Source organism: Rhodococcus sp. 1168 (genome assembly GCF_002091955.1).
Taxonomy (GTDB): Bacteria; Actinomycetota; Actinomycetes; order Mycobacteriales; family Mycobacteriaceae; genus Rhodococcoides.
In genome coordinates this window covers 70,586-96,917 of sequence record NZ_MKKY01000025.1, presented here as the reverse complement: position 1 = coordinate 96,917, position 26,332 = coordinate 70,586, and the positions used below count along the sequence as shown (strand labels likewise).

The window sequence follows — 26,332 nt, the reverse complement described above, 5'->3', positions numbered from 1 at the left end:
CATTCGCTATAGAGTCGCCCAACAGGACTCCGAGCGTGGACAATGACACCCATGCCTGACGAACGAAGCGCCAGCAAGACCTACCGGCTGGTCAGTGGGAAGTATCGAGCCGAGATCGTATCCACGGGTGCAGGCCTGCGCATGCTCGAATTCGACGGCTCCCCGCTGACCGAGACCTATGCAGCGGGGAAGAAGCCCCCGCTGTCGGCCGGGCTGGTCCTCGCGCCCTGGCCCAACCGAGTCGCCGACGGCAAATTCACCTTCGGTGGCATCGAGCATCAGCTCGAGATCACCGAGCCCTCGCGCAACAACGCCAGTCACGGGTTCGTGCGACGCGTCGAGTGGACCGTGGTCGATCGGACGGACGCCCGCGTCGTACAGACGGTGGACATCGGTGAGCAGAAGGGGTGGCCGTATCCGTTGACGTTGACCGTTGCGCACGAGCTGACACCCGACGGACTGGTCATCACTGCCGCCGCGGAGAACGTCGGAAGCACTGCGGCACCGTTCGGTATGGGTTTTCACACCTTCGTTCGCGTCGGGGATGTTCCGTTGGACGAATGCACCCTCGAGTTCTCGGCGGGCACCAGATTACAGCTCGATCCGAAGCGGATGCTGCCCAACGGCCCTTCCGTGGAGACCGCCGGAACGGAATACGACTTTCGAACGCCGAAGTCGTTGAAGGGCGTCTGGCTGGATACCCCCTTCAGTGCCGAACTGCCCGACGTCGACAGCCACGCCCAGCACATTCTTCGGGCACCGGACGGGACCGCGACCGTGCTGTGGACCGACCGTGAATTCGACTGGGTGCAGGTCTTCACTGCTGATCCTGCGCACGATCAGGCATATCCGGATCGGGGTCGGGCATTGGCGATCGAGCCGATGACGTGCCCGCCCGACGCCTTGAACTCCGAGATCGATCTGCTGGTTCTGCAACCGGGACAGTCATGGTCCGGGACATGGGGAATGGAGCATCGGTCGGCGTGACGATTCTTGTCTGTGGCGAAGCGCTCGTCGACCTCGTGCCCGTGCACGAGGGCCCGTTGTTGTCGCCGAAGCTCGGCGGGGGACCGTTCAATGTCGCGGTCACTCTCGGTCGGCTCGGTTCCTCGGTCGCCTTTCTGTCACGGGTGTCGACCGATCCGTTCGGTGAGCAGATTCTCGGCAGCCTGCGCGACGCCGGTGTCGACACGTCCTGGGTGCAGCGAGGCGCGGAACCGACGACGTTGGCGATGACGACACTCGCCGACGACGGGAGTGCGCAGTACTCGTTCTATGCCGACGGCACGGCCGACCGTCTCGTGGTTGATCCTGGCCAACTCCCCGACGAGATCACCGCACTGTCTTTCGGCACGTTGTCGTTGCTGTACGAACCGGGGGCTTCGGTGTACGCCGGGTTGCTTCACCGGGCGCACACCGCCGGGAAGTTGACGATGCTCGACCCGAACATCAGGCCTGCGGCCATCGACAGTCCGAGCGGGGACATCACCGCCGACGGTTTCCGGTCGAGATTCAAAACGTGGCTGCCTGCCGTCGACATATTGAAGGTCTCGGAAGACGATTCCCACTGGCTGGGATCGGGTGCGGAGGGCACTTCGGTCGACGACTGGCTTGCGAGCGGTGTCACCGCGGTGGTGATGACTCGCGGCGGCGACGGCATATCGGTGTTCACCGCGAGTGGCGAGATCTGCGTGCCCGGCGTCGCAGTGGACGTAGTCGATACCATCGGCGCAGGTGACACCGTTCATGGAGCGTTACTCCGCTTCCTGGAAGAGGAGAACATTCTCACATCTCGCGCACTCGGTGAGATGATCGAGGAAGAGTGGGAGCGAGCATTGAGGTTCGCCGCACGGGCCGCAGCCATCACGGTTTCGCGTCCGGGTGCAGACCCTCCGTGGGCGTCCGAGGCGCCGAGAGACTAGTTTCTCTATCGACTGAAGATTATGTCCGATCTAAGTACTTGTCCGTTACCAGAGTTCGAGAGGGACCATTCGTGCCCGCTGAGAATGAAGCAAAAGCCACCCTCACCTATCCCGGTGGCGAACACGTCATGTCCATTGCCAAGGCAAGTGAGGGCAACGACGGGATCGAACTGGGAAAGTTGCTGGCTACCACCGGCTACACGACGCTCGACGGTGGTTTCGTCAACACTGCGTCGACGAAGTCGGCCATCACCTACATCGATGGTGACAAGGGAATCCTGCGTTATCGCGGGTACCCGATCGAACAGCTTGCCGGTAAGTCTTCGTTCATCGAGGTCAGCTACTTGCTGATCTACGGCGAGCTGCCCACGGATGATCAGCTCGAGATCTTCACCGACAAGATCCGTCGACACACGCTGCTGCACGAGGACCTCAAACGGTTCTTCGACGGTTTCCCGCGCAACGCGCACCCGATGCCGGTGTTGTCGAGTGCGGTCAACGCGCTGTCGGCGTACTACCAGGATTCGCTGGATCCCGACGACCCCGAGCAGGTCGAATTGTCGACGATCCGCTTGCTGGCCAAGCTGCCCACCATCGCGGCGTATGCCTACAAGAAGTCCGTCGGTCAGCCGTTCCTGTACCCGGACAACTCCAAGAGCCTCGTAGAGAACTTCCTGCGTATGACGTTCGGCTTCCCGGCCGAGCCGTACGAGGTCGATCCCGAAATCGTCAAGGCACTCGACATGCTTCTCATCCTGCATGCCGATCACGAGCAGAACTGTTCGACGTCGACGGTTCGTCTCGTCGGTTCCTCGGATGCGAATCTGTTCACGTCCATCTCCGGTGGCATCAACGCGCTGTGGGGCCCGCTGCACGGCGGCGCCAACCAGGCAGTCCTCGAGATGCTCGACAAGATCAAGGCCGAGGGCGGCGACGCAACCGACTTCGTCAATCGCGTCAAGAACAAGGAAGACGGCGTGAAGCTCATGGGCTTCGGGCATCGCGTCTACAAGAGCTTCGATCCGCGCGCGACGCTGGTCAAGGAAACTGCGCACACGATCCTTTCGAAGCTGGGTAACGGTGACGAACTCCTCGACATCGCGCTCAAGTTGGAAGAGACCGCTTTGACCGACGACTACTTCGTCGAGCGCAAGCTCTACCCGAACGTGGACTTCTACACCGGACTGATCTACCGCGCGATGGGCTTCCCGCCGCGCATGTTCACGGTGTTGTTCGCCATGGGCCGACTTCCCGGTTGGATTGCGCACTGGCGCGAAATGCACGAGGACCCGACCACCAAGATCGGACGTCCGCGTCAGATCTACACCGGTTACACCGAGCGGGACTACAAGGATCTCGGCTCCCGCTAGTCGGCAGAACCTTCGTGAAAGCCGCCGCCTCCGAAAGGAGTCGGCGGCTTTCGTCGTATCCGGCGAGGCAAGAGCCGAGGGCTAGAACTGCCGACGGTTCGCCAGTACCGGCAGCTTCGCGCGGATCGATGCTACGAGTGCGGCATCGATGTCGACGGTGAGCAGGCCAGGCGTCGCGTCGAGTTCACCGAGGATCTCACCGGTTGGGGAACTGACGACGCTGTGACCGACGCCCAGTGGGGCCGCACCCCCGTCGTTGTCGGGTTCGGCCTGATCGCAGGCGGCGACGAAGGCGGTGGAGTCGAGCGCCCGCGCTCGTGCCAGCAGCGACCATTGTTCGACCTTGCCAGGACCGGAACCCCAGGATGCGGGCACGACGATCAGTTCCGCACCCAGATCTCCAAGTCGCTGGAACAGTGCCGGGAACCGCAGGTCGTAGCAGGTAGCGAACCCGACGGCGACGTCGTCGATTGTGAGAACCAGTGGATCCGACCCTGGTGCGACGGTGTCGGATTCGGCGAAACCGAAGGCGTCGAACAGGTGGATCTTGTCGTAGTGCGCGTCCGTGCTGGGGCCGGTGATCAGCAGGGTGTTACCGACTCTGCCGTTGTCGGCCGGGGTGAACATCCCTGCCACGACAGTGATGCCGATCCGCTGCGCGATCTCGCGGACCGCGTCGGCCCACGGGCCGTCCAGGGGTTCGGCGACGCCTCGAATCGGGCCGGAGAAGCATCGCATCATGGCTTCGGGGAACACGACGAGCGATGATCCGGCTGCGGCTGCGGCGCGGGTCTGTGTCTCGATGATCTTCAGGTTGTCGGCCGGTTCGGTACCGCTGGTGACTTGCGCGAGGCTGATCCGGATTGTTCTGCTCATCTTCGATCTCCTGATTCTCGTATCTCGAGTGCTCTCCGCAATCGTATGCAATCGCGTTGTTGGCTTACCGTTATCCGACGCCAATCCGCTGACCTGCGAGAATAGAGCAAATCTCATACCTGCTCCGATCCGCTGACCTGCACAACGTAAAGTCGAGCGAATGACGAAACCAGTGATCGAGTTTCAGGCTGGACCTCCCCCCACCGATCTGGTCGTGGTGGACCTGGTCGAAGGTGACGGTGCGGAGGCTGTTGCAGGTGGCAATGTGGAAGTTCACTACATCGGCGTCGAGTTCGACTCCGGTGAAGAGTTCGACTCCTCGTGGAGTCGCGGAGAGTCGATTCAGTTCCCGCTGCGCGGACTGATCCAGGGCTGGCAGGACGGAATCCCCGGCATGAAGGTCGGCGGCCGACGTCAGCTGACCATCCCACCCGAGCTTGCATACGGTCCCGCAGGTGCAGGCCACCGCCTCTCCGGCAAGACCCTCGTGTTCGTGATCGACCTGCTCGACGTCAAATAGGCCTTTCGGGCCCGTCGACGTTCACGCCAGGGTCTGGTCTTCGAGTTCGAGAACCAACCTGGCGCCGCCCAGAGGGCTGTCGGTGAAGTAAGCGTGGCCACCGTGCAGCTCGGCCTGCTGCTCGACGAGCGCCAGGCCGAGTCCGGAACCACCCTTGGCTGCGGAAGCACCGCGGTAGAAGCGTTCGAAGACCGAACTCCGCTCCTCCTCCGGCAGGCCCGTTCCGTTGTCGTCGACGATGACGGTGACGCGGGTGCCGTCCCGTTCGATCGCGATCGTCACCGCGTCAGCGCCGCCGTGGCGAACCGCGTTGGTCAGTGCATTGCCCATCGCCAGCCGAACTCCGGTGGGGAGAGCGCGCATCGACACCGACGGTTCGGACTCGATGTGCACCGCCAATCCCGGATATTGCCGCATGGCGTCCTGGGCGGCGATGTCGCAGATCTCCACCACATCGGTCTCGACGCGGTCGCTGTCGCTGGACAACTCGCCCGAAGCCAGTCGTTCGAGTGCAGCGAGTGTAGTTTCCACCCGGCCCTGGGTGCGTTCGAGGTCGTTCAGGATCTCCTGGCGCTGAGCCGGTGCGAGATCGAGTGTGCTGAGCACCTCGATATCGGTGCGCATCGCGGTCAGCGGAGTACGTAGCTCGTGCGCAGATACGGCCGCGAAGTCGCGGGCTGTGGACAGTGCGGCATTCGTTCGGTCCTGGGCGTCGTTGACGCGTTGCAGCATTCCGCCGATGGCGACGGCGAGTTCGTCGGCTTCGCGTACCCCGGTCTTCGTGTCGGGTGGCATCGGTGGTTGTGCGCTGACCTGGCGGGTCAGCTCGACCAGCGGTCGGACCGCGCGTCCACCGAACAGCCATCCGAGTCCGGTCGAGACGGCGATCGCGCCGAGACCGACGAAGATGACTTGCTTCTGCTGCTCGTCGGTGACTTGCTGGGCTTCGATGGCGGGCACCCCGATAGCGATCGAGATATCCGGCAGGGACACAGTTTTGGTCGTGTAGACCCGAAATCGCTGACCGTTCACATCGACGGTGGCCGAGCCTTCGCCTAGATCTGGAAGTTGGATGGGTGTCGAGGCGCGAACGATATCGCCGGTTCGGATCGTCACGGCGAACGCCGCGGACAGTTGGTCGAGGAATGTTTCGAGTACAGCAGCATTGGGGATGAGCGCCTGAGACGCCGTCGTCAACCGCTCGTCGAGCTGATTGACGTTGTTGCGTGAAATGGCAACCGAGGTCACCACTGCGAGGGCTGCGACGACGAGGGTGGCGCCCAGTGCCGTTGCTGCGGCGACGCGCGCTCGCAAGGAGAACCTCATGAGGGCACCCGAAGAACGAAACCGACGCCGCGAACCGTGTGCAGCACCCGAGGCGCGCCTCCGACCTCCAGCTTGCGACGCAGGTATCCGACAAAGACGTCGACCACATTGGTGTCGGCCACGAAGTCGTAGCCCCATACGAGTTCGAGCAACCGCTCGCGCGTGAGCACTACCCCTTTGTTTCGAGCAAGAATGGCCAGCAACTCGAATTCCCTCTTGGTGAGGTCGAGTTCGCGGCCGCCACTGTGCGCGCGGTACCCGGGCAGATCGATGGACAGTGCACCGATCGAGATCTCCGACGTCGATGCAGGGGCGGGCGGGGGTGCACTGGCTCGTCTTCGCAACATGGCGTTGATGCGGGCGACGAGTTCGGCAAGGACGAAAGGTTTGGTCAGATAGTCATCGGCGCCGGATTCGAGACCGGATATTCGATCGTCGACCGACGCGCGCGCACTCAGCACGCAGATCGGCACATCGTTGCCCATCGCACGCAGGGCCTTCACGACACTCGCGCCGTCGAGAATCGGCATGTTGATGTCCAGGACGACGACGTCCGGCAACCGACTCGAGACCACGGTCAGGGCGGCCGCGCCGTCGGCGGCGGTGATCACCGTGAAGCCGGAGAGCTGAAGTCCTCGTTGGAGCGAGGACAGGACGTCGTCGTCGTCGTCGACTACTAGCACTGTCGCAGATTCGGGCACTGCCCCATTGTGCCTAGGCTGCCCAGCTGTCGACGGTCAACTGGCGGTCTTCGGGCGTTTTCGCGAAGAACTCCTCGAGCGCGCTTCGGCGGCCGAGGTCGTTGTCGAGCGACCACGCGACGGCGGGCGCCTGCGCGTACAGGGCCTGGTAGTACTTCTCGAAGGTGCAGGTGCTGTCGACCAAGGACTGTGCGCCGGGGAATCTCGGTGTAGTTCTCATAGAAGAGTTCCTCTCTTGGGGTATTTCCTAAGGTAGGAGGAGTTCTTTCAGCCTCTGTGAATATCGAGTGTGAGTTCTATGAGAATCGTTCGGCCAGGTCTGTGACGTCGACTACATTGCCTACGTGGGTTCGGTCGCCCCCCGCTTTCTTGGCGGTGTACATCGCTTCGTCTGCAGTGGCTATGAGCCGGTTCAACAACAGCGTCGGGTCGGTTGCGTGTGAGCTCGGCAACGGCACCGACAGCGATATCCCGACGCTTGCGGTCACCGGTGGCTGCGAGCTGACGCGCACGACCGTCCGGAGGAGTTCGGCTTGTCGAGTCAGGTCCAACGATCGCCCCGCGACCAGACGTTCCAGCACTACGAACTCCTCTCCGCCCACGCGGGCGACCGAGGCGTCGGGCATTGCCTCACTCAATGCCCGCGACACCGCCACCAGTACTGCGTCGCCGGCTTCGTGGCCGTGGGTATCGTTGACCGATTTGAACCCGTCCAAATCGAGAAGATAGACGACGACAATCGTGCCGTCCTCCGATCCCGGCCGTCGGATTTCACGATGAAGCCCGCGTCGGTTGAGCGTGCCGGTCAACGAATCGAATTCGGAGGCCTCGGCGTCGACGGTCAGGATGCCCATCAACATCAGAGTCATGACCGGTACCGTGCTGATCACGGCCAGGACGGTGGTGGCGATCGCGATTACTTGGATGAGCGCAGTGCCGTCGGTGATCTCTCGGACCGCGATGATCGTCACGACCGCGACGGCCGAGGCCATGGCAAATGCAAAGACGCGGGAACCGTGAAAGAACACGACATACCCGAGGATGGCTGCGTACGAGGAGCAGGCCGCCAACCCGAGAAGTGGGCCAGGCATCGTGAGCGCTGCCTCGCCCAGAAAGATGCAGCTGGTGGTGACGAAGCACAGCGACAGTCGAACGTCGAGCCAGGGCTGGGCCCGCCAGAGCAGAACGGCCCAGCCGGCGTCGACGGTGGCGATGACAATTGCCATCGCCATCAGATGCGGTTCGCTGGGGGCACTTTCCCCCAACCGGAACAGTAGGGGCTGCACGCCGATGACGAGCAACGTGACGACAACCGCGACCCGGGTGCTTCGCATGAGACCGCGGTCGACGAGGTAGTCGGTGAACATGTCGTATCGGTGCACCGTCCGCCAGATCCGAACCGACTCTGCGCGTGCCCGTGCGATCGGGGTGGCAGATCTGCGTCTCTCCGGCATGAAGATCGAAAGTCCATTCTCATCCAGCGGACCGGATGGTCGGTTACTCCAAGATTCTTCCACGATCCAGGATTGTGCGGAGCGGGGATGGGTAAGACTGAATTTATGACACTCGTGTGGTTCCGCCGTGACCTTCGACTGGGCGACCTGCCGACCATCACGGCCGCAGCGGACTCGGGTGATCCGGTGCTCGGGCTTTTCGTGCTGGACGATCGGTTGTTGAAAGCTTCCGGCGGGCCGCGTCGGGACTTTCTGTTCCGCAGCTTGGCCGCTCTCGACGAGCAGATGGGTGGCCGACTACTCGTCGTCCACGGCGATCCCGAGACCGTGGTGCCGAAAGTTGCCCACGCGATCGACGCCGAGTGTGTCCATGTCAGTGCCGACTACGGTCCCTACGGACGTGAGCGGGACGAACGCGTCGGGAAGCAGGTGTCGTTGGTGGCGACGGGATCGCCGTATGCGGTGTCACCCGGACGGGTTGTCAAGAGCGACGGCGAGCCGTACAAGGTCTTCACGCCATACTTTCGGCAATGGCTGGACCATGGCTGGCGAGGACCTGCAGATACCTCGACGTTCGACTGGATCGACCCCGCCGATGTATCGGGTCCGCGGAGGGTACAGATTCCCACCGAAGAGGACAGCTCGGATTTCGCTGCGGGTGAGAAGGCCGCGTCGACCCAGTGGAGTGAGTTCCTCGAGCAGGTGACGGGATACGACGACGATCGCAACCGTCCCGACCTCGATGCAACGAGTCGAATGTCGGTCTACCTCAAATACGGCAACATCCACCCGCGGACCATGTTGAAAGACCTGGGCGCACTACGCAGTGCGGGTTCGGCCGCGTATCGACGACAGATCGCATGGCGAGATTTCTACGCGGACATACTGTTTCAGCGACCCGACAGTGCGCGTGAGAACTATGTGAAGAAGTTCGACAAGATCGAACTCGACTCCGGAAAACAGGCCGACGAGGTGTTCGCGGCGTGGTGCGAAGGACGTACCGGATTCCCGATCGTCGACGCCGGTATGAGGCAGTTGAATTCCGAGAAGTGGATGCACAATCGCGTACGGATGATCGTCGCGTCGTTCCTCGTCAAGGACCTTCATCTTCCGTGGTGGAGAGGTGCACGCTACTTCATGAACACCCTGGTCGACGGCGATCTTGCCAGCAATCAGCACGGGTGGCAGTGGACCGCGGGAACAGGCACCGATGCCTCGCCGTACTTTCGGGTGTTCAACCCGGTCACTCAGGGCGAGAAGTTCGATCCGACCGGAGACTACGTACGGCGCTGGGTGCCTGAACTGCGTGGGGAGGAAGGGAAAGCCGTTCACACCTTGAAGTTCGGACGCCCAGCGGCTTACCCGGAACCGATCGTCGACCACAAGCACGAACGTGAGGTTGCCATCGCGCGGTTCAAGGCGCTCTAGCGTTGGAGGTGCTTCGACGTCGACGCGAGACACCGACCCCGACGAGGCAGATTGCCCCACCCACCACTGCGAGGTAGTGCGGATTCTCGCCGAGCAGAAGCCACGCCAACGCGATGGTGATCGGTGGTACCGCGTACCTGGTGACTCCGAGGTTGCCTGCGTCCATGCGGGTCAGCGCGTATGCCCAGGTGCTGAAGGCCAATGCCGTCGGTACCAACCCGAGATAGAGCAGACCGCCGACAGCGGCTCCCGACGCATCGGCGAGGTCGCCGATCAGCGCAGGCGCGAAGGGGAGTGTGCACAGAATTCCGATCGCGCAAGCCATCCACGTCACCTGCAGGCCAGGCACCGTGCGCAGTACCGGCTTCTGGCTCAGTACACCGATCGCATACGTCACTGCTGACACCAGACACAATGCGATGCCGAAGAACCCGGCGTCGGTCTTCGTCGTATCGCTCGTGGTGAGAGCGGTAGTGACCCCGACCATGACGGCACCCGTGAACGCAATGGCAGCACCGATGACGAGCCATCGGGGAAAGCCCTCGTCGAGGAGCAGGCCCGCAAACAGTGCAACCAGAATCGGTCACCTCGCCGTCAGTGTCGGAGGAGCTTCTCCAGCGCATCCAGTACCGCCGGATCCTCGATGGTCGAGGGCACGCCGTACTCGTCCCCGGCGACGATCTGACGCATCGTCTTACGCAGTATCTTTCCCGACCGTGTCTTCGGGAGCGCGCCGACAATGGTGACGTCACGGAATGTCGCGAGCGCCCCGATCTGCTCTCGCACCATGGCTACCAGTTCGGCGCGGAGTTGGTCCTCGGTGATCTGCTCGCCTGCTTTGAGGACTACGTAACCGCTCGGGCGTTGGCCTTTGAGGTCGTCGTGAATACCGATGACCGCGCACTCGGCGACCGCCGGATGCCCTGCGAGCACCGCCTCCATCGCGCCTGTCGACAACCGATGACCGGCCACATTGATGACGTCGTCACTGCGGCCGAGCACGTAGACGTACCCGTCGGAATCGATGTACCCGGAGTCTCCGGTGAGGTAGTACCCTGGGAACGTTTCGAGATACGAACGGCGGAAACGTGATTCGTCGTTCCACAACCCGACCAGGGTGCCCGGTGGTAACGGCAGTTCGATGACGATATTGCCTTCGTCCCCTGCCGCGACGGGGTTGCCGACGGCGTCGAGAATACCGACACGAAAGCCGGGCACCGGCACTGTCGGTGAACCGGACTTGATCGGAAGTGGTTCCAAGCCGAGCAGATTGGCGCAGATCGCCCACCCGGTCTCGGTCTGCCACCAATGGTCCACGACAGGAATGTTCAGGATGCGGCAGGCCCATTCGTACGTGTCCGGGTCGAGCCGCTCACCCGCGACAAACAACGTCTTCAACGAAGAGACGTCGTACTTGCTCAGCTCCGACGCCTGCGGGTCCACCTTGCGGATCGCGCGCAGGGCAGTGGGCGCCGTGAAAAGCGCCCGGACACCATGATCGGCAACGACGCGCCAAAAAGCACCGGCGTCCGGCGTCCCGACGGGTTTGCCCTCGTACAGAACTGTCGTCGCGCCGGCGAAGAGGGGGCCGTAGACGATGTAGGAGTGTCCGACGACCCAGCCGACATCGGAGGCCGTCCACATGATCTGGCCTGCCCCGACGTCGTAGATGTTGCTCATCGACCATGTCAAGGCGACGGCGTGCCCGCCGTTGTCGCGGACGACGCCCTTCGGTTTCCCGGTGGTGCCGGAGGTGTAGAGGATGTACAGCGGATCGGTCGCCTGCACCGGAATCGGGTCGGCGGCGGTGGCGCCGGCGATCTCGGTGTCCCAGTCGAGCCAGCTGTGTTCGGTCGGTATCCCGTCGCGAGTTTTGACGATGACCTTCGGCGCTGCGGCCGTGGACATGTCGAGTGCCTTGGCGATGAGGGGGAGGTACTCGATGACGCGGGCCGGTTCGAAACCGCCGCTCGCCGTCACCAGCAGGGTGGGTTCCGCGTCGTCGATGCGTGCGGCAAGCTCCTTGGCGGCGAACCCACCGAAGACAACCGAGTGCACGGCGCCGATGCGTGCGCAAGCCAGCATCGCGACCACGGCCTCGGGGATCATCGGCATGTAGATCACGACACGATCGCCGAGCCGCACGCCTTGCGCCAGCAGGACGCCGGCGAACCGTGATACCTCGCCGAGTAGTTCGGCATAGCTGTAGGTGCGCTGCACACCGATCATCGCGGAGTCGTAGATCAGCGCAGCCCGGTCGCCGTGGCCTGCGTGAACGTGACGGTCGAGTGCGTTGTAGCAGGTGTTGAGGGTGCCGTCGGCGAACCATCGCTCACCGTCGAAAGCCGTCGTCGGGGCGCTGTCCCAGTCGACGGCCTGCGCGGCGTCGAGCCAGAATTCCTCGCGTCGGTCGATGCTGTTGTCGAATGCTGTCCGGTATTCGCCGCTCATGTGGCAACCCTAGTTGGGCGTCGGTTGCATGTGGGTACTTCTCCGGGGTCGCCGAAAAATGCACACTATCGGCGCGGATCGCCGGAATCCCGTCGGATCGGGCCGATAGTGTGCGCTGAGGTACCCGAAACTGTGGATGGATAGCAGTTGTCCACAGTTTCGAGATCGCCTCTACCGCGAAGCGGTCCCGTCGGCAACGGTGTACGCCATGGGGGTTCGTACATCAGCACAACTGATCGCGGCGGGGGCGAGCCGCGGGAATATCGCCTCTCGCGTCCGCTCGGGGAAGTTGATCAGAGTTTTACCGCAGGTCTACGACGACGAGAAGCCTGACTATCTGGGCCTGTGCACAGCCGTGACGCTGTGGAAACCGGGTGCGGTGATCAGCCACTTGACCGCGGCGTGGCTGTGGGGGCTCATCGAGTACGAGCCTGCGCATGTCGAGGCGACCGTAGACCCGTCGGGTCAGGTTCGCTGCCCCGACTGGATTCGGCTCTATCGACGCACACTCCCGACGGTCACGGCATATCGGGGGTTGCGGGTCGTCACGATCGAGCAGACCTTCCTGGACGTGTCGGCGACGCTGCCGAAGCCCCAGTTGGAACAGTTCTTCGACGCTGCGATCGACATGCACATTCCTTGGGGCAGAGTGGCCGAATTCTGCGAGACCACGGGTGGAATGAACGGTATGACTGCGCTGCGAGAACAGCTTCGACGGTGCTGCCCGGGTACCCGTTCGGAACCTGAGCGGCGCGTGGCCAGGGCATTGACGGCACGCAACTTTCGTATGGAGATCAATGCGAAAGTCGGCCGGTTCTATGGTGACCTCGTGGACTTCCGTGCTCGCGTCATCGTGGAGATCGACGGGCGCGCATTTCACATCGATCCGGCGACGTTCACCAGCGATCGTCGACGGCAGAACACATTGGTACTGGACGGGTGGCTGGTGCTGCGGTATTCGGCGGCGACGGTGATGTCGGATCTCGACGGTGTGGTTGAGGAGATCATGACGGTCGTGCGGAGGAGACGAAAGTCGATCAATTCTCCACCGCCGGCCTGAGTGCACACTATTGGCGCGGATCGCCGGAATCCCGTCGAATCGGGCCAATAGTGTGCACACAGCAGTGCTGATTCGCCCCCAACCGTCAGGGCGGCGTCATAGTCGGTGCCGCCGGCGGCCGAGACGTTCTAGCGCTGGTCCCGAAGGCCTAAGGTCCGATAGCGGCTCAGCCGAGTGGTCAGCCGCGCGCCCGGATCCTGGTGACTCAGACCTTGTAGTTCGCGCGCGATGGCGCCGGCGACGCGTAGCGAGAAGTCGACTGGTTCTGCGGCCGCGTCGGGACTTTCGGGGACGATGGCGTCGACGATTCCCGCACGGAGGAGATCGACGGATCGGATGCCCTGCGACTCGGCCATGTCGGCGGCATGGCTGGTGTCGCGGTGCACGATGGCACTTGCACCTTCCGGCGGCAGTGGTGCGAGCCAGGCGTTCTCCGCACACAGTGTGCGGTCCGCGGGTAGCAGTGCCAGGGCACCACCACCGGTGCCTTGGCCCAGAAGTATGGACACTGTGGGCGTGTCGAGGGTGACGAGATCGGATATGCAGCGGGCGATCTCGGGAGCGAGGCCACCTTCCTCCGCCTCTTTCGACAGCGCTGCACCGAACGTATCGATCACCAGAACCAGCGGAATCGAGAGTTCTTCGGCGAGCCGCATGCCGCGTCGGGCTTCGCGGAGCGCGCCCGGGCCCATCGTGGCCGTGACGCTGTGGCTGCTGCGATCGTTGCCGAAGAGGACACATGCGATTCCTCGAAATCGGCAGAGTGACAAAAGAATCGTGCCGTCGGATTCGCCTTGGCCGGTGCCGCTCAACGGGACTTGTTCGGTGGCTGCATGCTCCAGCAATTCGCGAACTCCGGGGCGGTCTGGTCGGCGGGAGGAGATCACCGACTGCCACGCCGTGCGCTCTTCGATGTCCGCGACCAGTGGCGCAGGTTCGAGTGTGAGCGCCGGTGCGGCATCACCTCCGACGACGCGCAGGATCCGCACGAGCAGATGGCGTAGATTCGCCACCGGCACGACGCCGTCGATGACTCCGTGCCGATACAGGTTCTCCGCCGTCTGGACGCCCTCGGGAAAAGGTTTGTCGTAGAGCGCCTGATACACGCGTGGTCCGAGAAATCCGATGAGTGCTTCGGGTTCGGCAACCGTCACGTGCGCCAACGAACCCCATGATGCGAATACTCCACCCGTCGTCGGGTTTCGCAGATAGACCAGATACGGCAATCCCACCTGCTTGTGCATGGTGACGGCGGCTGCGATCTTGACCATCTGCACGAAGGCGAGGGTGCCCTCCTGCATCCGAGTGCCGCCGGACGTCGGCGACGCGATCAGCGGCAGATTTTCGGCGGTGGCACGTTCGATTGCAACGACGATTCGTTCGGCAGCTGCCACACCGATGGACCCCGCCAAGAAGCCGAACTCGCACGCGATGACCGCTACCCGACGGCCGTCGATCGTGCCGGAGCCGGTCAGGACCGATTCGTCGACGCCGCTCTTGTCTCGGGCTGCCGCGAGATCGGCTGCGTAGGCGGGGCCGGGGGAGACGTCGAGCGGAGTGGTGTCCCAGGAGACGAACGATCCGCCGTCGAGAACTGCATCGAGTATCTCGGCGGCGGACGTTCGTGTGCTCATGGTGGGAAGCTTAGCGAGCGAACGCTTCCTTCCACGTAACGGTCTTGCCGATGCGCAGGATGGAACGCTGGTAGATCTTCGCGGCGACGACGGCGAGGGCCGCGGTGGTCGCGAGCATGATCAGCGCGGTTCCGACAATTTGGTAGATCGGCGCGACTCCGGCGGCGATGCGTAGCGGCATCATGACTGCGGAGAACGGTGGGATCCAACTGAGCACACTGCTCAGGGTGCTCTCCGGATCGCCGACGGAATAGAAGGCGGAGAAGAACATTGCCATGATCAGCAGTAGCAGAGGCATGGTCGTGGAGTTGACGTCCTCCTGCCGCGAGACCATGGACCCGCCCGCTGCATAGAGCACTGCGAAGAAGGCGAAGCCGAGGATGAACCAGCCGAGCGTACCGGCGAACACGCTGATCGCGGCACCGGTGACGGTCAGAACTCCGGTGGCGAGGCCGGTGCCGACTCCCGCGACTCCGTACATGGCCAGTTGAAGGATTCCGACGGCGCCGATGCCGATTATCTTGCCCCACAGCAGTTGTAGTGGACGAACGGTCGACAGGAGCAGTTCGACGACACGCGAGGACTTCTCCTCGACGACGCCCATCGCGACGTACATGCCGAAGCCGATGATCTGCGCGTAGAGGATGAACACTGCGGACAGTGCCAGTGCAGTGCGTTGTCCTGCTTCGGGATCGGGCGGATCGATGGCGTCGACGGTGACGGTCGCCGCGGTGGTGGCGGCAGCCAACGCGGCGCGATCGGCACCCTGCGCTTCGAGCGCGGTATCGGTCGCCTGCGTCTGGACGCTGCTTTCGATGATGGCCCGCAGTGTTCCGGTCAGTTCGGAATCGGTGATCGCGGTGTAGGCCCCTGCATTCTCGGGCACCAGTGCCACGGCAACCTCGCCCGATTCGACGTCACCACGCGCGGCAGCGGCGTCGGAGAGTTCGCGGACCTCGACTGGATTGCCGACGGCATCCCCGGTGGCCTGCAGTACCGACGCTATCGACTGATCGCCGACGACGCCGATGACGTCCCGGTCGTCGTCGCCGCCGGAGAAGACAGAGAAGGCGATGATGCCGCCGACGATGGCGGCGAGGATGATGATGTTGCTGATGACGAAGCTCTTCTTCATCACCTGTACCGCGAACTCGCGCTTGGCGATCAAACGTACAGCTCGTGTCGAGGTCAGTTTTTCGCTCATGCCACTACCGCCTCTCGAAACAGATCACTGAGCGATGGTTTGTGGACGGAGAATTCGTGTACCGGGCCGGTGGCCAATGCGGCATGCAGGACGTCCTGATCGGAGGCGCCTTGCTTCAGGCTGAGCACGAAGTGTCCGTCGCGGTGACTCAGGGTGGTGACTCCGGCAATGCTGTCGGCCCATCCTTGCGTGGCTGCCGGTACATGCACCTGCAGCTGTGCGTCGCCGGATCCGCGGAGCTCGTCGACGGTTCCGACTGCCCGCATCGACCCGGCGGCGATGATGCCGACGCGATCGCACAATCGCTGTACCAAATCGAGTTGATGGCTCGAGAAAATGACGGGGACTCCTGCGGCGGCTTTCTCGCGTAGTACCTCGCTCATGACGTCGACGGCTACTGGATCCAATCCGGAGAATGGTTCGTCGAGAACGAGAACAGCGGGGTCGTGTACGAGGGCTGCGGCGAGCTGCACGCGTTGTTGATTGCCCAGGCTCAGTGCGTCGACGGTATCGCCGAGTCGTGAGGATATTCCGAGTCGCTCGGTCCAGCGCTGTACCGCATCCTTGGCAACGGGAGCCGAGAGGCCATGCAGCTCAGCGAGATACGCGAGCTGGGGGCCGACCTTCATCTTGGGATAGAGCCCACGTTCCTCGGGCATGTAGCCGATCGTGCGACGTACTTCGAGGTCCACGGGTTTTCCGCCGAGCAGGACCTGTCCGGAGTCGGCGGACAGTACGCCGAGCGCGATGCGCATGGTGGTGGTTTTACCGGCACCGTTACTGCCCACGAAGCCGAACAGTTCACCAGGGCGGACGTCGAAGCTCAGTGCGTCGAGGGCGATCGTGTCGCCGTAACGTTTGGAGATGGAGTCGATCGTGAGGGTACTCATGGTCCCTTTCGGTCAGAGGTCTTCCGGATCGGGGTCGGGGGTTATCCACGCAAGAATCAAAGCGGGAGAGCAGATTCCGGCCAGCAATGCGGTCAGCGTCCAGAGTGCTCCGGCGTAGGCGAGACGATCGTTCTCGATCCAGGTCGAGAGGAAGATCGACGCCATGACCGCCACCAGCACCAGGCTCTGGGTCACCGTCAGCCCGATCGATCGAGCTTCGTTGCGCTGCTGGACTTCCCACTCGTCGAGTGCGCCCACGGGAGCGTCACTGTGTCGGCCGGACACCGTCTGCAGCATCGTCCACAGGACGAGGAACGCCGCCGTGGCCGGCAGCCAGGCGATGGGGGCGTACTGCCAGAACAGGGAAAGGACCGAGATCACCAGTAGCGTGAAGAGGACGGCAACGACGGCAACTCCGAGGACGCGTCGACGACGCTGGGTGCGCCACGTCGGGAGCCAGTTGCGCGTCTTGGCATCGTTCTCGAGAAAGCGTCTGGTTCGAAATGTTTGGTAGCGGGTCAAAATGTCCGCGGCGTCGGGTGTGGTCATGGGTTCTTCTCCCTTCGGTACAACTCTGCGGAGAGCGGTCCGAACTCTTCTCGCGAGAACACTGCTTCCACGGGTAGGTGGAAGACGTCGCAAATGCGCAATGCGAGATCGAGACTCGGGTAGTGGTCACCACGTTCGAGGGCGCCCACAGTCTGAGGGTTCACTTCGACGAGTTCGGCAAGTTGCGCGCGGCTCATCTTTCGTTCTGCCCGCAGAACTCCCACCCGGTTGTAAATCGGGAGCGTGTTCCCACGCTTTATGGGGCTCATGCATCAAAGTGTTGTGTAAACCCAACGATTCGTCAACCCTACATTTCTGACAACTTTCCGTCGGACATCACCCAGCGTCGCGTACTGCGCACCGTGGAGAGCATCCGTCGATCATGCGTGACCAGCAGCAATGTTCCTTCGAAGTTCTCCATCGCCCGCTCGAGTTGCTCGATCGCCGGGAGGTCCAGATGGTTCGTCGGCTCGTCGAGTACCAGGAGATTGACCCCTCGCGCCTGCAACAAGGCCAGGGCGGCACGGGTTCGTTCACCCGGAGACAATGATCCTGCGGGCCTCAGTGCGTCGTCCCCACGGAGACCGAATTTTGCCAACAGAGTGCGGACTTCAGCGTCCGGCCAATCGGGAACTGCAGCACTCAACGAGTCCGACACCGTCGCGACACCAGTGAAAAGCTCACGTGCCTGGTCGATTTCGCCGATCGCGACACCCGAACCCAGTGATGCGGTGCCCTCGTCCGGCACCAGCTTGCCCAGCAACACCGACAGCAACGTCGTCTTACCCGACCCGTTCTCGCCGGTGATCAGAATGCGATCACCCCACTCGATCTGCGTCGTCACCGGTCCGAAAGTGAACGCCGGCCGAGTAACCACCGCACCGCTCAGAACCGAAACGACGGTGCCGCTGCGCGGAGCGCTCGCGATCTCCATCCGTAGTTCCCACTCCTTACGCGGTTCCTCGACGACTTCGAGCCGCTCGATTCTGCGTTGGGTCTGCCGAGCCTTCGCCGCCTGCTTCTCGGTCGATTCGGCACGAGTCTTGCGCGCGATCTTGTCGTTGTCGGGCGCTTTGCGACGAGCGTTGCGAACCCCGGACTCCATCCAGTTGCGCTGCATCTGGGCGCGAGATTCCAGCGAGGACTTGGTGTCGGCGAACTCGTCGTACTTCTCGCGCGCATGCTGCCGGGCGATCTCACGCTCGGCCAGATACGACTGATAGCTGCCGTCGTAGACGTCGATTCGGTGCTGCGCCCGATCCAGTTCGACGATGCCGGTGACCGTGCGCTCCAGGAACTCACGATCGTGACTGACGACGACGATCGCTGCACGGGTGTCGACGACGAAACGTTCCAACTGCTCCAACCCGGCGAGGTCGAGATCGTTGGTCGGCTCGTCGAGTAGCAGGATGTCGTAACGCGCCAGCAGGATCGCCGCCAACCCGGCCCGGGCCGCCTGCCCACCGGAGAGCGAGGTCATCAAGACTTCTCCACCGGTGTCGAGACCCAATTCTGCCAAGACCTTCTCGGTGCGCTCGGCCAGATCGGCACCGCCGAGCGCGAGCCACCGCTCCAGTGCCGGGGTGTACAGATCCTCGCCCTCGCCGGATCCGAGGGCTTCCGCCGCAGCATTCATCGACTCCTCGGCCAGAGTGACACCCGTCCGGCGGCCGAGGAATTCGACAACCTTCTCACCGGGAACACGCTCGGGTTCCTGCGCGAGATAGCCGACAGTGGCATCGGGCGGCGAAGTGTAGATATCGCCCTCGGAATCTGCAGTTCCGACGCCGGCCAACAGCGTCAACAAGGTCGACTTACCGGCCCCGTTGGCACCGACAAGTCCGATGACGTCCCCTTCGGTGACGGTGAGGAAAAGGCCGGAGAAAAGCGTTCGATCGCCGTGGAAAGCCGCAAGATCGTCCACGCGCAAGGTTGCAGTCACGCTGCAAGTATCCCGTGGGTCGTTCCGCAGGCTCCACTCCCGGTATCTCGTGGGTCGTTCCGCAGGCTCCACTCCCGGTATCTCGTGGGTCGTTCCGCAGGCTCCACTCCCGGTATCCCCGAGCCTCGGGAACAGGCCCTCGGGAACAGACTCATCCAGTCACCCGTTGGCATTCGTATGACCTTTTCTTCCGAGACCAGTACCGTCCCGACAATCGTGCTCAACGACGGGCATGCAATTCCGCAGCTCGGATTCGGCGTGTGGCAGGTTCCGGACGACGGTGCCCAAGCCGCCGTGGCCGAGGCGCTGAAGGTCGGTTACCGCAGCATCGACACCGCGAAGGTGTACGAAAACGAAACCGGCACGGGTAAGGCCATCGCGGAGTCCGGCATCGCCCGCGACGAGCTGTTCATCACCACCAAGCTGTGGAACGACGACCAGGGATACGACTCGACGCTGAAGGCGTTCGACGCCAGTATGGCCAGGCTCGGGCTCGATTACCTGGACCTGTACCTCATCCATTGGCAGCAGCTCGATCGCAACAAGTACATCGAGACGTTCAAGGCATTCCAGGCGCTGAAGGCAGACGGCCGTATCGGCTCCATCGGCGTCTCGAACTTCACCATCCCGACGCTCGAGAGGTTGATCGAGGAGGTCGGGGAGACCCCGTCGGTGAACCAGATCGAGGTTCATCCGCACTTCGTGCAGACCGAACTGCGCGCCTTCCATACCGAGAAGGGCATCGCTACCGAGGCGTGGAGCCCGCTGGGTTCCGGAACCGTCCTGGACGACCCGGCGCTCGCCCCGATCGCCGAGGCCCATGGGGCAACCCCAGCTCAGGTCGTACTTCGTTGGCACATCCAGCATGGCAACGTGGTGATCCCCAAGTCGGTGACCCCGAAGCGGATCGCGAGTAACTTCGACGTGTTCGGCTTCGAGCTGACCAACGACGAGGTTGCACAGATCACTGCACTCGACACCGTCGACGGACGTACCGGCCCCGATCCGGACAAGTTCAGCAGCTAGTTCGCCACTAGGGTGGCCCCATGGCCTTCCCGCTCGCAGGCAAGACGATCGCCCTCACGGCCGAGCGCCGGGCAGAAGAGTTCGCGGTGATGCTCGAGCGTCGCGGTGCGGCCACGGTGCACGTACCCGCGATTCACGTGCTGCCGTTGCTCGACGATTCCGAGCTGCGTGAGGTGACAGCGGGCATCATCGGGCAGCCACCGGAAATGGTGGTGATCAGTACGGCCGTCGGTTTTCGTGGATGGCTCGATGCGGCCAAGGGGTGGAACACCGAAGACGAGCTTGTCGAAGCACTCAGGGCCTCGCGCATCATTGCGCGAGGCCCTAAGGCGCGGGGCGCTATCCGCGGCGTCGGGCTTCGTGAGGAATGGTCGCCGACCACCGAAGCCTCACAGGAAGTAGCCGACCACCTCGAAGCCGAAGGTATTGCCGGCGTCGATGTCGCAGTCCAACTGCACGGCACCATCACCGAATGGGAACCGACGATTGATTTGAGCGAATCACTCACCCGCCTCGGCGCGAAAGTGCGTCCCATACCCGTCTACCGCTGGATCCGACCAGTGGATCAGCGCCCACTGGTGAACTTGTTGGGCAGGATCGTCGATCACGAAGTCGACGCCGTCACCTTCACCAGTGCCCCGGCCGTCGCGTCGCTGCTGTCGACGGCGAAGGACAATGGAATGCTCGAGCAGTTCCTTGCGGCGCTGAAGGGCCCGGTCGCCGCGATCTGTGTCGGCCCGGTCACCTCCGCGCCCCTGGACGTACTCGGTGTCCCGACGCGGATGCCGGACCGCGCGCGGCTGGGCAGTCTTGCCAAGTTCGTGATCGAGGAGCTGAGTGACCAGGCGCCCCGTCCCGCCTGATGAGACAGATGCTGGGACATGTGGAGTTGTGCGCATAACGTCACGGGCATGACTACGATCGAACCTCATACGATCAGCGCAGCTGCTGACCGCCTTGCGACTGCGACTGCGACTTCCACCCCGTGTTCACCCGTCCGGGACCTCATCGGCAGTGAGGACGTGGACGCCGCTTACCTGGTCCAGACGCGCAATATCGAGGCGCTTGTCGCGTCCGGTCGCACCGTCGTAGGGCGAAAGATCGGTCTGACTTCTCCCGCTGTGCAGAAGCAGATGAGTGTCGATCAACCTGATTTCGGTGTTCTTCTCGACGACATGGATTGCACGCAGGACGACGCGGTCGATTTCGGCCGACTACTGCAGCCGCGGATCGAAGCCGAGATCGCCTTCACCGTTTCCCGCGACATCGAAGAGCCCATCGATGCCGATTCCGCTCCGGACTACGTGAGCAAGGTTTTCGCGGCATTCGAAATCGTCGACAGCCGAGTGGTCGACTGGGACATCAGCTTGGCCGATACCGTCGCGGACAACGCTTCTTCCGGTCTGTACGTTCTCGGAGATTCCCTCGACCGCAATGACGCCCCGAATCTCGAAGAGGTCGAGATGACGCTGTACGCCGATGGGGAGCAGGTCTCGACGGGAAAGGGATCCGATTGTCTCGGGAGCCCCTGGGCAGCATTTGCGTGGTTGGCGAACACCAGCTTGTCCTACGGTTCACCGCTGCGTGCGGGAGAAGTCGTTCTATCCGGTGCCCTCGGCCCGATGGTCTCGGTGACAGCAGGATCGACCTACTTAGCTTCCATTACCGGAATCGGCGACGTCACAGCGGTATTCACTGCGTGACGTCACCGACTCGGGTGTGCGTCAGCCGGTGACGCGCGCGGCGTTTCCGGCGTCGACCGGAAGCACCGTGCCGCTGATATGTGCACTGGCTTCTGCGGCGAAGAACAGAACGACGCGGGTGATCTCCTCTGCGTCGAGCCACGGAACCGGCTGCGCATGCAGGGTCTGCAAGATGGGCGCGACGTCGTCTGCGGTCGGCTTGTCCAGGTCCGGCCGCATCATCGCGTACAGGGAATCATTGTGAATCATGGGAGTCGAAATGTTTCCCGGTGCAATCGTATTCACTGTGATTCCGTGGGGGGCCAGGTCGAGTGCGGCACTCTTGCTGAGGCCGATGACGCCCCACTTCGATGCTGCGTAGGCGGCCATGTTGGTGTTTCCGGCGCGTCCGAGCATGGACGAGATGGTGATGATGCGGCCGTATCCGCGACTGATCATTCCGGGTGCGACGGCACCGACGGTGTTGAAGACTCCGGTCAGGTTGGAGCCGATCGTTTCTGCCCACTGAGCTTCGGACATCGACTGCACCGGTGCGGCAACCGATACGCCGGCATTCGCGACAGCAATGTCGATACGGCCCAGTTCGGATTCGGCACGCTCCACGAGGGAGTTCATCGCCTGTCGGTCGTTGGTGTCGAAGGTGGCACTGATCGCCTTGCGTCCAGTGGCCTGTACTAGCCGGACCGTCTCGTCGAGATCCTCCTGTGTGGCAAGCGGATACCGCACGACGTCGCGGTCCTCGCAACGATCGCACAGCACTACGTCGGCGCCTAGCTCAGCGAAAGCTATTGCGTGAGAGCGTCCTTGGCCTCGTGCTGCGCCGGTGATCAGGGCGACTTTGCCGTCGAAACGTTCCATATGTAATTCTCCTCTTGGTTGGTCTACCTCGGTGGCCGATCACCGTCAGCGCAGTTTGTTGCTTCCGCCGTCGGCCATCAGTGTCTGTCCGGTCATATACTTGGAATCTTCGGAGGCCAGAAACACTGCTACTGGAGCGATATCGGTCTCGGGATCTCCGATTCGCTGTAGCGGGACCTTAGCGGCACTCGCTGCGGCGCGCTCCGGGTGGGCAGCCTGCCACGCACGCACACCCTCGGTTGCGGCGAAGGGGCAGAGCACGTTGACTCTGATGCCGTCGACAGCCCACTCGTTGGCGGCTACGCGGCTGAGCCCTCGAATTGCTTCTTTCGCTGCGGCATAGGAGGCCTGAGTGGGCATTCCGTCCAACCCTGAACCGGAGGCGAAGTTGATCACCGATCCGGAGGAGGCTTTCAGGTGGGGGTAGCAGGCCTGCATGAGGTGGACCGTGGGGTAGAAGCCGGTGTTGAACGACAGATCGAACATCTCACCAGTCGTATCGACAAGCAGTGCCTGCCGTGACGCGTGAGCGTTGTTGACCAGTACGTCGACGGATCCGAAGACGGCGACAGCAGCGTCGCAGATCGTCTGTGCCGAGTCGGGAAGCGATATGTCGATGCACAGGAACTCTGCGTTCGGTCCCAGTTCGGTACTGAGTGCGGCTCCCTTTTCTTCGTCGATGTCGACGAAGAACACATTGGCACCTTCGCGGGCGAAGACGGTGGTGATCGCGCGGCCGATGCCGCCTGCGCCGCCCGTGATGATTGCCGTTTTCCCTTGAAGTCTCATCGGATGCCCATCGAATCGACGGCTGCGAGTGCGGTCTTCTCGAGTTCTGCCACGCTGTATGCGGAGTAGGTCTCGTATTGGCCGCGACCGGAGAAGTACGGTGTCAGATTGTCCGAGAGCTCATCGATGGTGAATTTCGAACCTGTGGTTTGGAACGTGTTCTCGACCTTCGGTGCTGCCATCAGGGCGACCATTCTGCCGTAGACGACGAAGACCTGTCCGGTGATTTCTTCCGAAGCTTCGCTGGCGAGGTAGTGGACGAGAGTGGCGACCCGGTCGGGGGAGAGCGGATCCTCGATCGCTTCCGGATCGGTGTTCTCCCCGAATGCCTGAGCGGTCATCGCGGTACGCGCACGAGGACAGATTGCATTCGCCCGAACGCCGTAGCGCGAGAGTCCCTGAGAGGTCGAGAGCGTGAGAGCGACGATCCCGGCCTTGGCTGCCGAGTAGTTCGGTTGGCCGGCGGAGCCGAAGAGGAAGGCCTCCGAAGAGGTGTTGATGACCCGACCGTAGATCGGGCCGCCGACCTCCTTGGAAAGTGCTCGCCAATGAACTGCAGCGGCATGTGAGGTGGCCGCGTGCCCCTTGAGGTGCACCCGAATCACATCGTCCCAATCTGATTCGGTCAGGTTGAAGATCATCTTGTCGCGAATGATCCCGGCGTTGTTGACCAGAATGTCCATCGAACCGAACTTCTCTTTCGCCGACTGCACGAGTCGTTCGCCAAGAGACCAGTCGGACACGTCACCGAGAACCGCGATCGCTTGTCCGCCCGCGGCGATGATTTCGTCGGCGACGGATTGCGCATTGTCACCGATGTCGTTGACGACTACTGCAGCTCCCGCAGCGCTGAGGGCCATTGCTTCTGCACGACCGAGTCCGGCACCTGCGCCGGTCACGATTGCTGTTCTTCCGGTCAATTCGAGTGCTGTGCTCACGAAAAGCCTCCATTTCAAAATTAGAGTTAATTCTATTTCTAGCGCATATGGCCTGAATGTGCACGGTTTCGACAACCGAGACGGACAGTGACGGAACCGGGCAATCTCCCTGACTGCTACATTGCCCGGCCCCGTCCTGATCGGCCAGAAACTGTCGTGGTCAGTCCCGAACGCCCATCGCCAACAGTTCCCGAGCTTCCGCGCGGCCGTCCAGCAAGCGGTTCGTCCGTCGCGTCACCTTCCACTGTCCGTCGATCTTGGACAATTCCCACCGGTTCGCGGTGATGCGAGCGACTCGGTAAGCGTCACCGTCGTGCAGGATCAACTGCGATTTGCACGTCACGACGGCCTGGTGTCCGTCCAATTGCACGTGTCCGGGTTCGAGCAGGTGAGCGCAGCCACCATTGATGTAGCCCTGATGCGCGCGGGAGCGAACCATGGCCGAAATCTCGGCCTGGCCGTTCAGTACGCCGGTGTCGACGTCGTACACCCCGTCTTCGGTCCACAGACGCGCAACTGCCTCGACCGATCCGCTGTCGACGGCAGGACCGTAGGTGGCCAGCAACTTCGTGATCGCGAGCGTGTCCTCGAGGGCGCTCACTCGATCGAGGAGGTTCTGCAGCAGCTTGTCGGTGTCGGTCATGGTGTTGCTCCGATCTGGTTCGAATGGAAATCCACGCCCAGCTCGTCGCCGATGTCGCGGAGGGTGGAGAGTTGATCGCAGTAGTGCTCGACACTCGTTGCGTGGATTGCGGCGCTCACGATGGTGGCACCGGCCTGGCGTCGCCGCTCGAGTGAGTCGGCGACTGCGGCTCTGTTGCCGAGTGGGTCCACCGGCGCGCCTGCGCTCAAGACCACTTCGAAATCGGCTCGCTGTTCACCTTTTGCCAGTATGCGTTCGAGATCGCCGAGTGCGAGGCCGAACGGAACCCAGCCATCGCCTTGGGTTCGCGCTCGTCGAAGTGAGCGGGGGGTTCGGCCGCCGATCCACAGGGGTACCCGTGTCTGAACCGCATGGGGCTTCACCACGAGGTTCGCGAAATCGTAGTGAGTGCCGTGATACTCCGGATTCGATTGCGACAGCGATGCCCGCAGTGCTGCGAGTGCATCGTCTGCCAGGGCTCCGCGGCCCTCGAACTCGGCGCCGAGTAGGTCGAATTCCTCTCGGAGACTGCCGACTCCGAGACCGAGTATCAGCCGGCCGCCGCTGACCATGTCGAGTGTGCCGTAGCGCTTGGCAATCGCGAGCGGGTGGTGATAGCCGAGAACCAGAACCTGGGTGGCCAGTTTGATCCGGTCGGTGTACGCGGCGAGGAAGCCGAGGGTGGCAAGTGGATCCCAGTAGGTCGCCCCGCGCTCGGCGGCGACATCTACCGGTACGGCGATGTGCTCACTGCAGGTGAGGTGGTGAAAGCCGAGTTGGTCGGCCTGGCGCGCAATGCGAACCAGCTCCGCGATCCCGGCGCTGGCCTCCCAGTCCGCGGCGCTGCTCGGGTGTTGAACGACGATCGGGGACGTTATGCCAATGTGCATCGGTGACGCTCCGAGGTTGGACGAGAAGGGTGCATACCCTCATCTGTAGTACCTCTGGCGATCGGATGCGTCGGTAGTTCCCGTTCACCGGACTCCGCCTCGTGGAGGGGGGAGCTGACCCGCTTTGCGGTCCGAAGCCGAGCTGATACCATTTCAAG

Annotated in this window: 27 protein-coding genes; 9 read left to right on the top strand and 18 right to left on the bottom strand. The window is 62.8% G+C overall.

Annotated features, from left to right (window positions below; translation table 11 throughout):
• The first annotated feature begins 51 nt into the window (after nt 1-51).
• The 3 genes from BJI47_RS02735 to BJI47_RS02725 all read left to right on the top strand — a co-directional run bounded on the left by BJI47_RS02735 (nt 52) and on the right by BJI47_RS02725 (nt 3,292).
• Nucleotides 52-987: an aldose 1-epimerase family protein gene (locus tag BJI47_RS02735; RefSeq protein WP_088942273.1), complete on the top strand. Its 936-nt coding sequence runs from the start codon at nt 52-54 to the stop codon at nt 985-987.
• On the top strand, nt 960-1,922 hold the full coding sequence (locus tag BJI47_RS02730) for a carbohydrate kinase (protein WP_176224639.1): 963 nt from the start codon (nt 960-962) through the stop codon (nt 1,920-1,922). The genes BJI47_RS02735 and BJI47_RS02730 overlap by 28 nt, the downstream gene beginning before the upstream one ends.
• Before the next feature lie 71 nt (nt 1,923-1,993).
• Entirely contained in the window at nt 1,994-3,292 is a 1,299-nt protein-coding gene (locus BJI47_RS02725) for a citrate synthase (RefSeq protein WP_088942272.1), read from the top strand.
• 81 nt (nt 3,293-3,373) lie between these two features.
• Here the strand turns inward: BJI47_RS02725 and BJI47_RS02720 are convergent, their stop codons facing one another.
• Entirely contained in the window at nt 3,374-4,168 is a 795-nt protein-coding gene (locus BJI47_RS02720; RefSeq protein ID WP_088942271.1) for a carbon-nitrogen hydrolase family protein, read from the bottom strand.
• A gap of 160 nt (nt 4,169-4,328) precedes the next feature.
• Here BJI47_RS02720 and BJI47_RS02715 point away from each other — a divergent pair, with 160 nt between their 5' ends.
• Entirely contained in the window at nt 4,329-4,688 is a 360-nt protein-coding gene (locus tag BJI47_RS02715) for an FKBP-type peptidyl-prolyl cis-trans isomerase (RefSeq protein WP_088942270.1), read from the top strand.
• Between the two features lie 21 nt (nt 4,689-4,709).
• Here BJI47_RS02715 and BJI47_RS02710 read toward each other — a convergent pair whose 3' ends face one another.
• From BJI47_RS02710 to BJI47_RS02695, 4 genes are all read right to left on the bottom strand, one after another.
• Nucleotides 4,710-6,014 carry a sensor histidine kinase KdpD gene (locus BJI47_RS02710; RefSeq protein WP_088942269.1) on the bottom strand — a complete coding sequence of 435 codons (1,305 nt, stop codon included), beginning with the start codon at nt 6,012-6,014 and terminating at the stop codon, nt 4,710-4,712.
• A complete protein-coding gene (locus BJI47_RS02705) occupies nt 6,011-6,715 on the bottom strand; it encodes a response regulator transcription factor (protein WP_088942268.1) in 705 nt (234 codons plus the stop codon). Before BJI47_RS02705 ends, BJI47_RS02710 begins: the two co-directional genes overlap by 4 nt.
• A 13-nt stretch (nt 6,716-6,728) precedes the next feature.
• Nucleotides 6,729-6,935, bottom strand: a complete 207-nt coding sequence (locus BJI47_RS02700) for a hypothetical protein (RefSeq protein WP_088942267.1) — start codon at nt 6,933-6,935, stop codon at nt 6,729-6,731.
• Nucleotides 6,936-7,011: 76 nt separating this feature from the next.
• Entirely contained in the window at nt 7,012-8,169 is a 1,158-nt protein-coding gene (locus BJI47_RS02695; RefSeq protein WP_088942266.1) for a diguanylate cyclase, read from the bottom strand.
• A gap of 105 nt (nt 8,170-8,274) precedes the next feature.
• Between BJI47_RS02695 and BJI47_RS02690 the strand changes: the two genes are divergently transcribed.
• Nucleotides 8,275-9,597, top strand: coding sequence for a deoxyribodipyrimidine photo-lyase (locus BJI47_RS02690; RefSeq protein ID WP_088942265.1), 1,323 nt, complete (start codon nt 8,275-8,277; stop codon nt 9,595-9,597).
• On the opposite strand, the gene BJI47_RS02685 is transcribed toward BJI47_RS02690, so the two are convergent.
• Complete coding sequence (locus tag BJI47_RS02685; protein WP_254900338.1) at nt 9,584-10,084, bottom strand: DMT family transporter; 501 nt, start codon at nt 10,082-10,084, stop codon at nt 9,584-9,586. The two genes, BJI47_RS02690 and BJI47_RS02685, sit on opposite strands and share 14 nt — an antisense overlap.
• 107 nt (nt 10,085-10,191) lie before the next feature.
• Nucleotides 10,192-12,048, bottom strand: coding sequence for a propionyl-CoA synthetase (locus BJI47_RS02680; RefSeq protein ID WP_088942264.1), 1,857 nt, complete (start codon nt 12,046-12,048; stop codon nt 10,192-10,194).
• Between the two features lie 208 nt (nt 12,049-12,256).
• Here BJI47_RS02680 and BJI47_RS02675 point away from each other — a divergent pair, with 208 nt between their 5' ends.
• Complete coding sequence (locus BJI47_RS02675; protein ID WP_088942317.1) at nt 12,257-13,108, top strand: DUF559 domain-containing protein; 852 nt, start codon at nt 12,257-12,259, stop codon at nt 13,106-13,108.
• 128 nt (nt 13,109-13,236) lie between these two features.
• Here BJI47_RS02675 and BJI47_RS02670 read toward each other — a convergent pair whose 3' ends face one another.
• Genes BJI47_RS02670 through BJI47_RS02645 form a run of 6 tightly spaced genes read right to left on the bottom strand, consistent with a single transcriptional unit; the run spans nt 13,237 to nt 19,327 of the window.
• Nucleotides 13,237-14,742 carry a carboxyl transferase domain-containing protein gene (locus tag BJI47_RS02670; protein WP_088942263.1) on the bottom strand — a complete coding sequence of 502 codons (1,506 nt, stop codon included), beginning with the start codon at nt 14,740-14,742 and terminating at the stop codon, nt 13,237-13,239.
• 10 nt (nt 14,743-14,752) lie between these two features.
• The gene (locus BJI47_RS02665; protein ID WP_088942262.1) at nt 14,753-15,946 is read right to left on the bottom strand and encodes an ABC transporter permease; all 1,194 of its coding nucleotides are present in this window, start codon (nt 15,944-15,946) and stop codon (nt 14,753-14,755) included.
• Nucleotides 15,943-16,836 (bottom strand): ABC transporter ATP-binding protein, encoded by an 894-nt coding sequence (locus BJI47_RS02660; RefSeq protein ID WP_088942261.1) that lies wholly within the window; start codon nt 16,834-16,836, stop codon nt 15,943-15,945. The genes BJI47_RS02665 and BJI47_RS02660 overlap by 4 nt, the downstream gene beginning before the upstream one ends.
• 12 nt (nt 16,837-16,848) lie before the next feature.
• A complete protein-coding gene (locus tag BJI47_RS02655) occupies nt 16,849-17,385 on the bottom strand; it encodes a hypothetical protein (RefSeq protein WP_088942260.1) in 537 nt (178 codons plus the stop codon).
• Complete coding sequence (locus BJI47_RS02650; RefSeq protein WP_088942259.1) at nt 17,382-17,654, bottom strand: helix-turn-helix transcriptional regulator; 273 nt, start codon at nt 17,652-17,654, stop codon at nt 17,382-17,384. The genes BJI47_RS02655 and BJI47_RS02650 overlap by 4 nt, the downstream gene beginning before the upstream one ends.
• 38 nt (nt 17,655-17,692) lie before the next feature.
• Nucleotides 17,693-19,327, bottom strand: coding sequence for an ABC-F family ATP-binding cassette domain-containing protein (locus tag BJI47_RS02645; RefSeq protein ID WP_088942258.1), 1,635 nt, complete (start codon nt 19,325-19,327; stop codon nt 17,693-17,695).
• 177 nt (nt 19,328-19,504) lie between these two features.
• On the opposite strand from BJI47_RS02645, the gene BJI47_RS02640 reads away from it, so the two are divergent.
• Genes BJI47_RS02640 through BJI47_RS02630 form a run of 3 tightly spaced genes read left to right on the top strand, consistent with a single transcriptional unit; the run spans nt 19,505 to nt 22,056 of the window.
• On the top strand, nt 19,505-20,353 hold the full coding sequence (locus BJI47_RS02640) for an aldo/keto reductase (protein WP_088942257.1): 849 nt from the start codon (nt 19,505-19,507) through the stop codon (nt 20,351-20,353).
• Between the two features lie 20 nt (nt 20,354-20,373).
• Entirely contained in the window at nt 20,374-21,216 is an 843-nt protein-coding gene (locus BJI47_RS02635) for a uroporphyrinogen-III synthase (protein ID WP_088942256.1), read from the top strand.
• Nucleotides 21,217-21,264: 48 nt separating this feature from the next.
• Nucleotides 21,265-22,056: a 2-keto-4-pentenoate hydratase gene (locus BJI47_RS02630; protein ID WP_088942255.1), complete on the top strand. Its 792-nt coding sequence runs from the start codon at nt 21,265-21,267 to the stop codon at nt 22,054-22,056.
• Between the two features lie 21 nt (nt 22,057-22,077).
• On the opposite strand, the gene BJI47_RS02625 is transcribed toward BJI47_RS02630, so the two are convergent.
• From BJI47_RS02625 to BJI47_RS02605, 5 genes are all read right to left on the bottom strand, one after another.
• Nucleotides 22,078-22,914 (bottom strand): mycofactocin-coupled SDR family oxidoreductase, encoded by an 837-nt coding sequence (locus BJI47_RS02625; RefSeq protein ID WP_088942254.1) that lies wholly within the window; start codon nt 22,912-22,914, stop codon nt 22,078-22,080.
• Between the two features lie 45 nt (nt 22,915-22,959).
• Complete coding sequence (locus BJI47_RS02620; protein ID WP_088942253.1) at nt 22,960-23,703, bottom strand: SDR family NAD(P)-dependent oxidoreductase; 744 nt, start codon at nt 23,701-23,703, stop codon at nt 22,960-22,962.
• Nucleotides 23,700-24,641 (bottom strand): 3-oxoacyl-ACP reductase, encoded by a 942-nt coding sequence (locus tag BJI47_RS02615; protein ID WP_088942252.1) that lies wholly within the window; start codon nt 24,639-24,641, stop codon nt 23,700-23,702. The genes BJI47_RS02620 and BJI47_RS02615 overlap by 4 nt, the downstream gene beginning before the upstream one ends.
• A 160-nt stretch (nt 24,642-24,801) precedes the next feature.
• Nucleotides 24,802-25,284: a nuclear transport factor 2 family protein gene (locus tag BJI47_RS02610; protein WP_088942251.1), complete on the bottom strand. Its 483-nt coding sequence runs from the start codon at nt 25,282-25,284 to the stop codon at nt 24,802-24,804.
• Nucleotides 25,281-26,174, bottom strand: coding sequence for a TIGR03619 family F420-dependent LLM class oxidoreductase (locus BJI47_RS02605; protein WP_088942250.1), 894 nt, complete (start codon nt 26,172-26,174; stop codon nt 25,281-25,283). The genes BJI47_RS02610 and BJI47_RS02605 overlap by 4 nt, the downstream gene beginning before the upstream one ends.
• Nucleotides 26,175-26,332 lie beyond the last annotated feature (158 nt).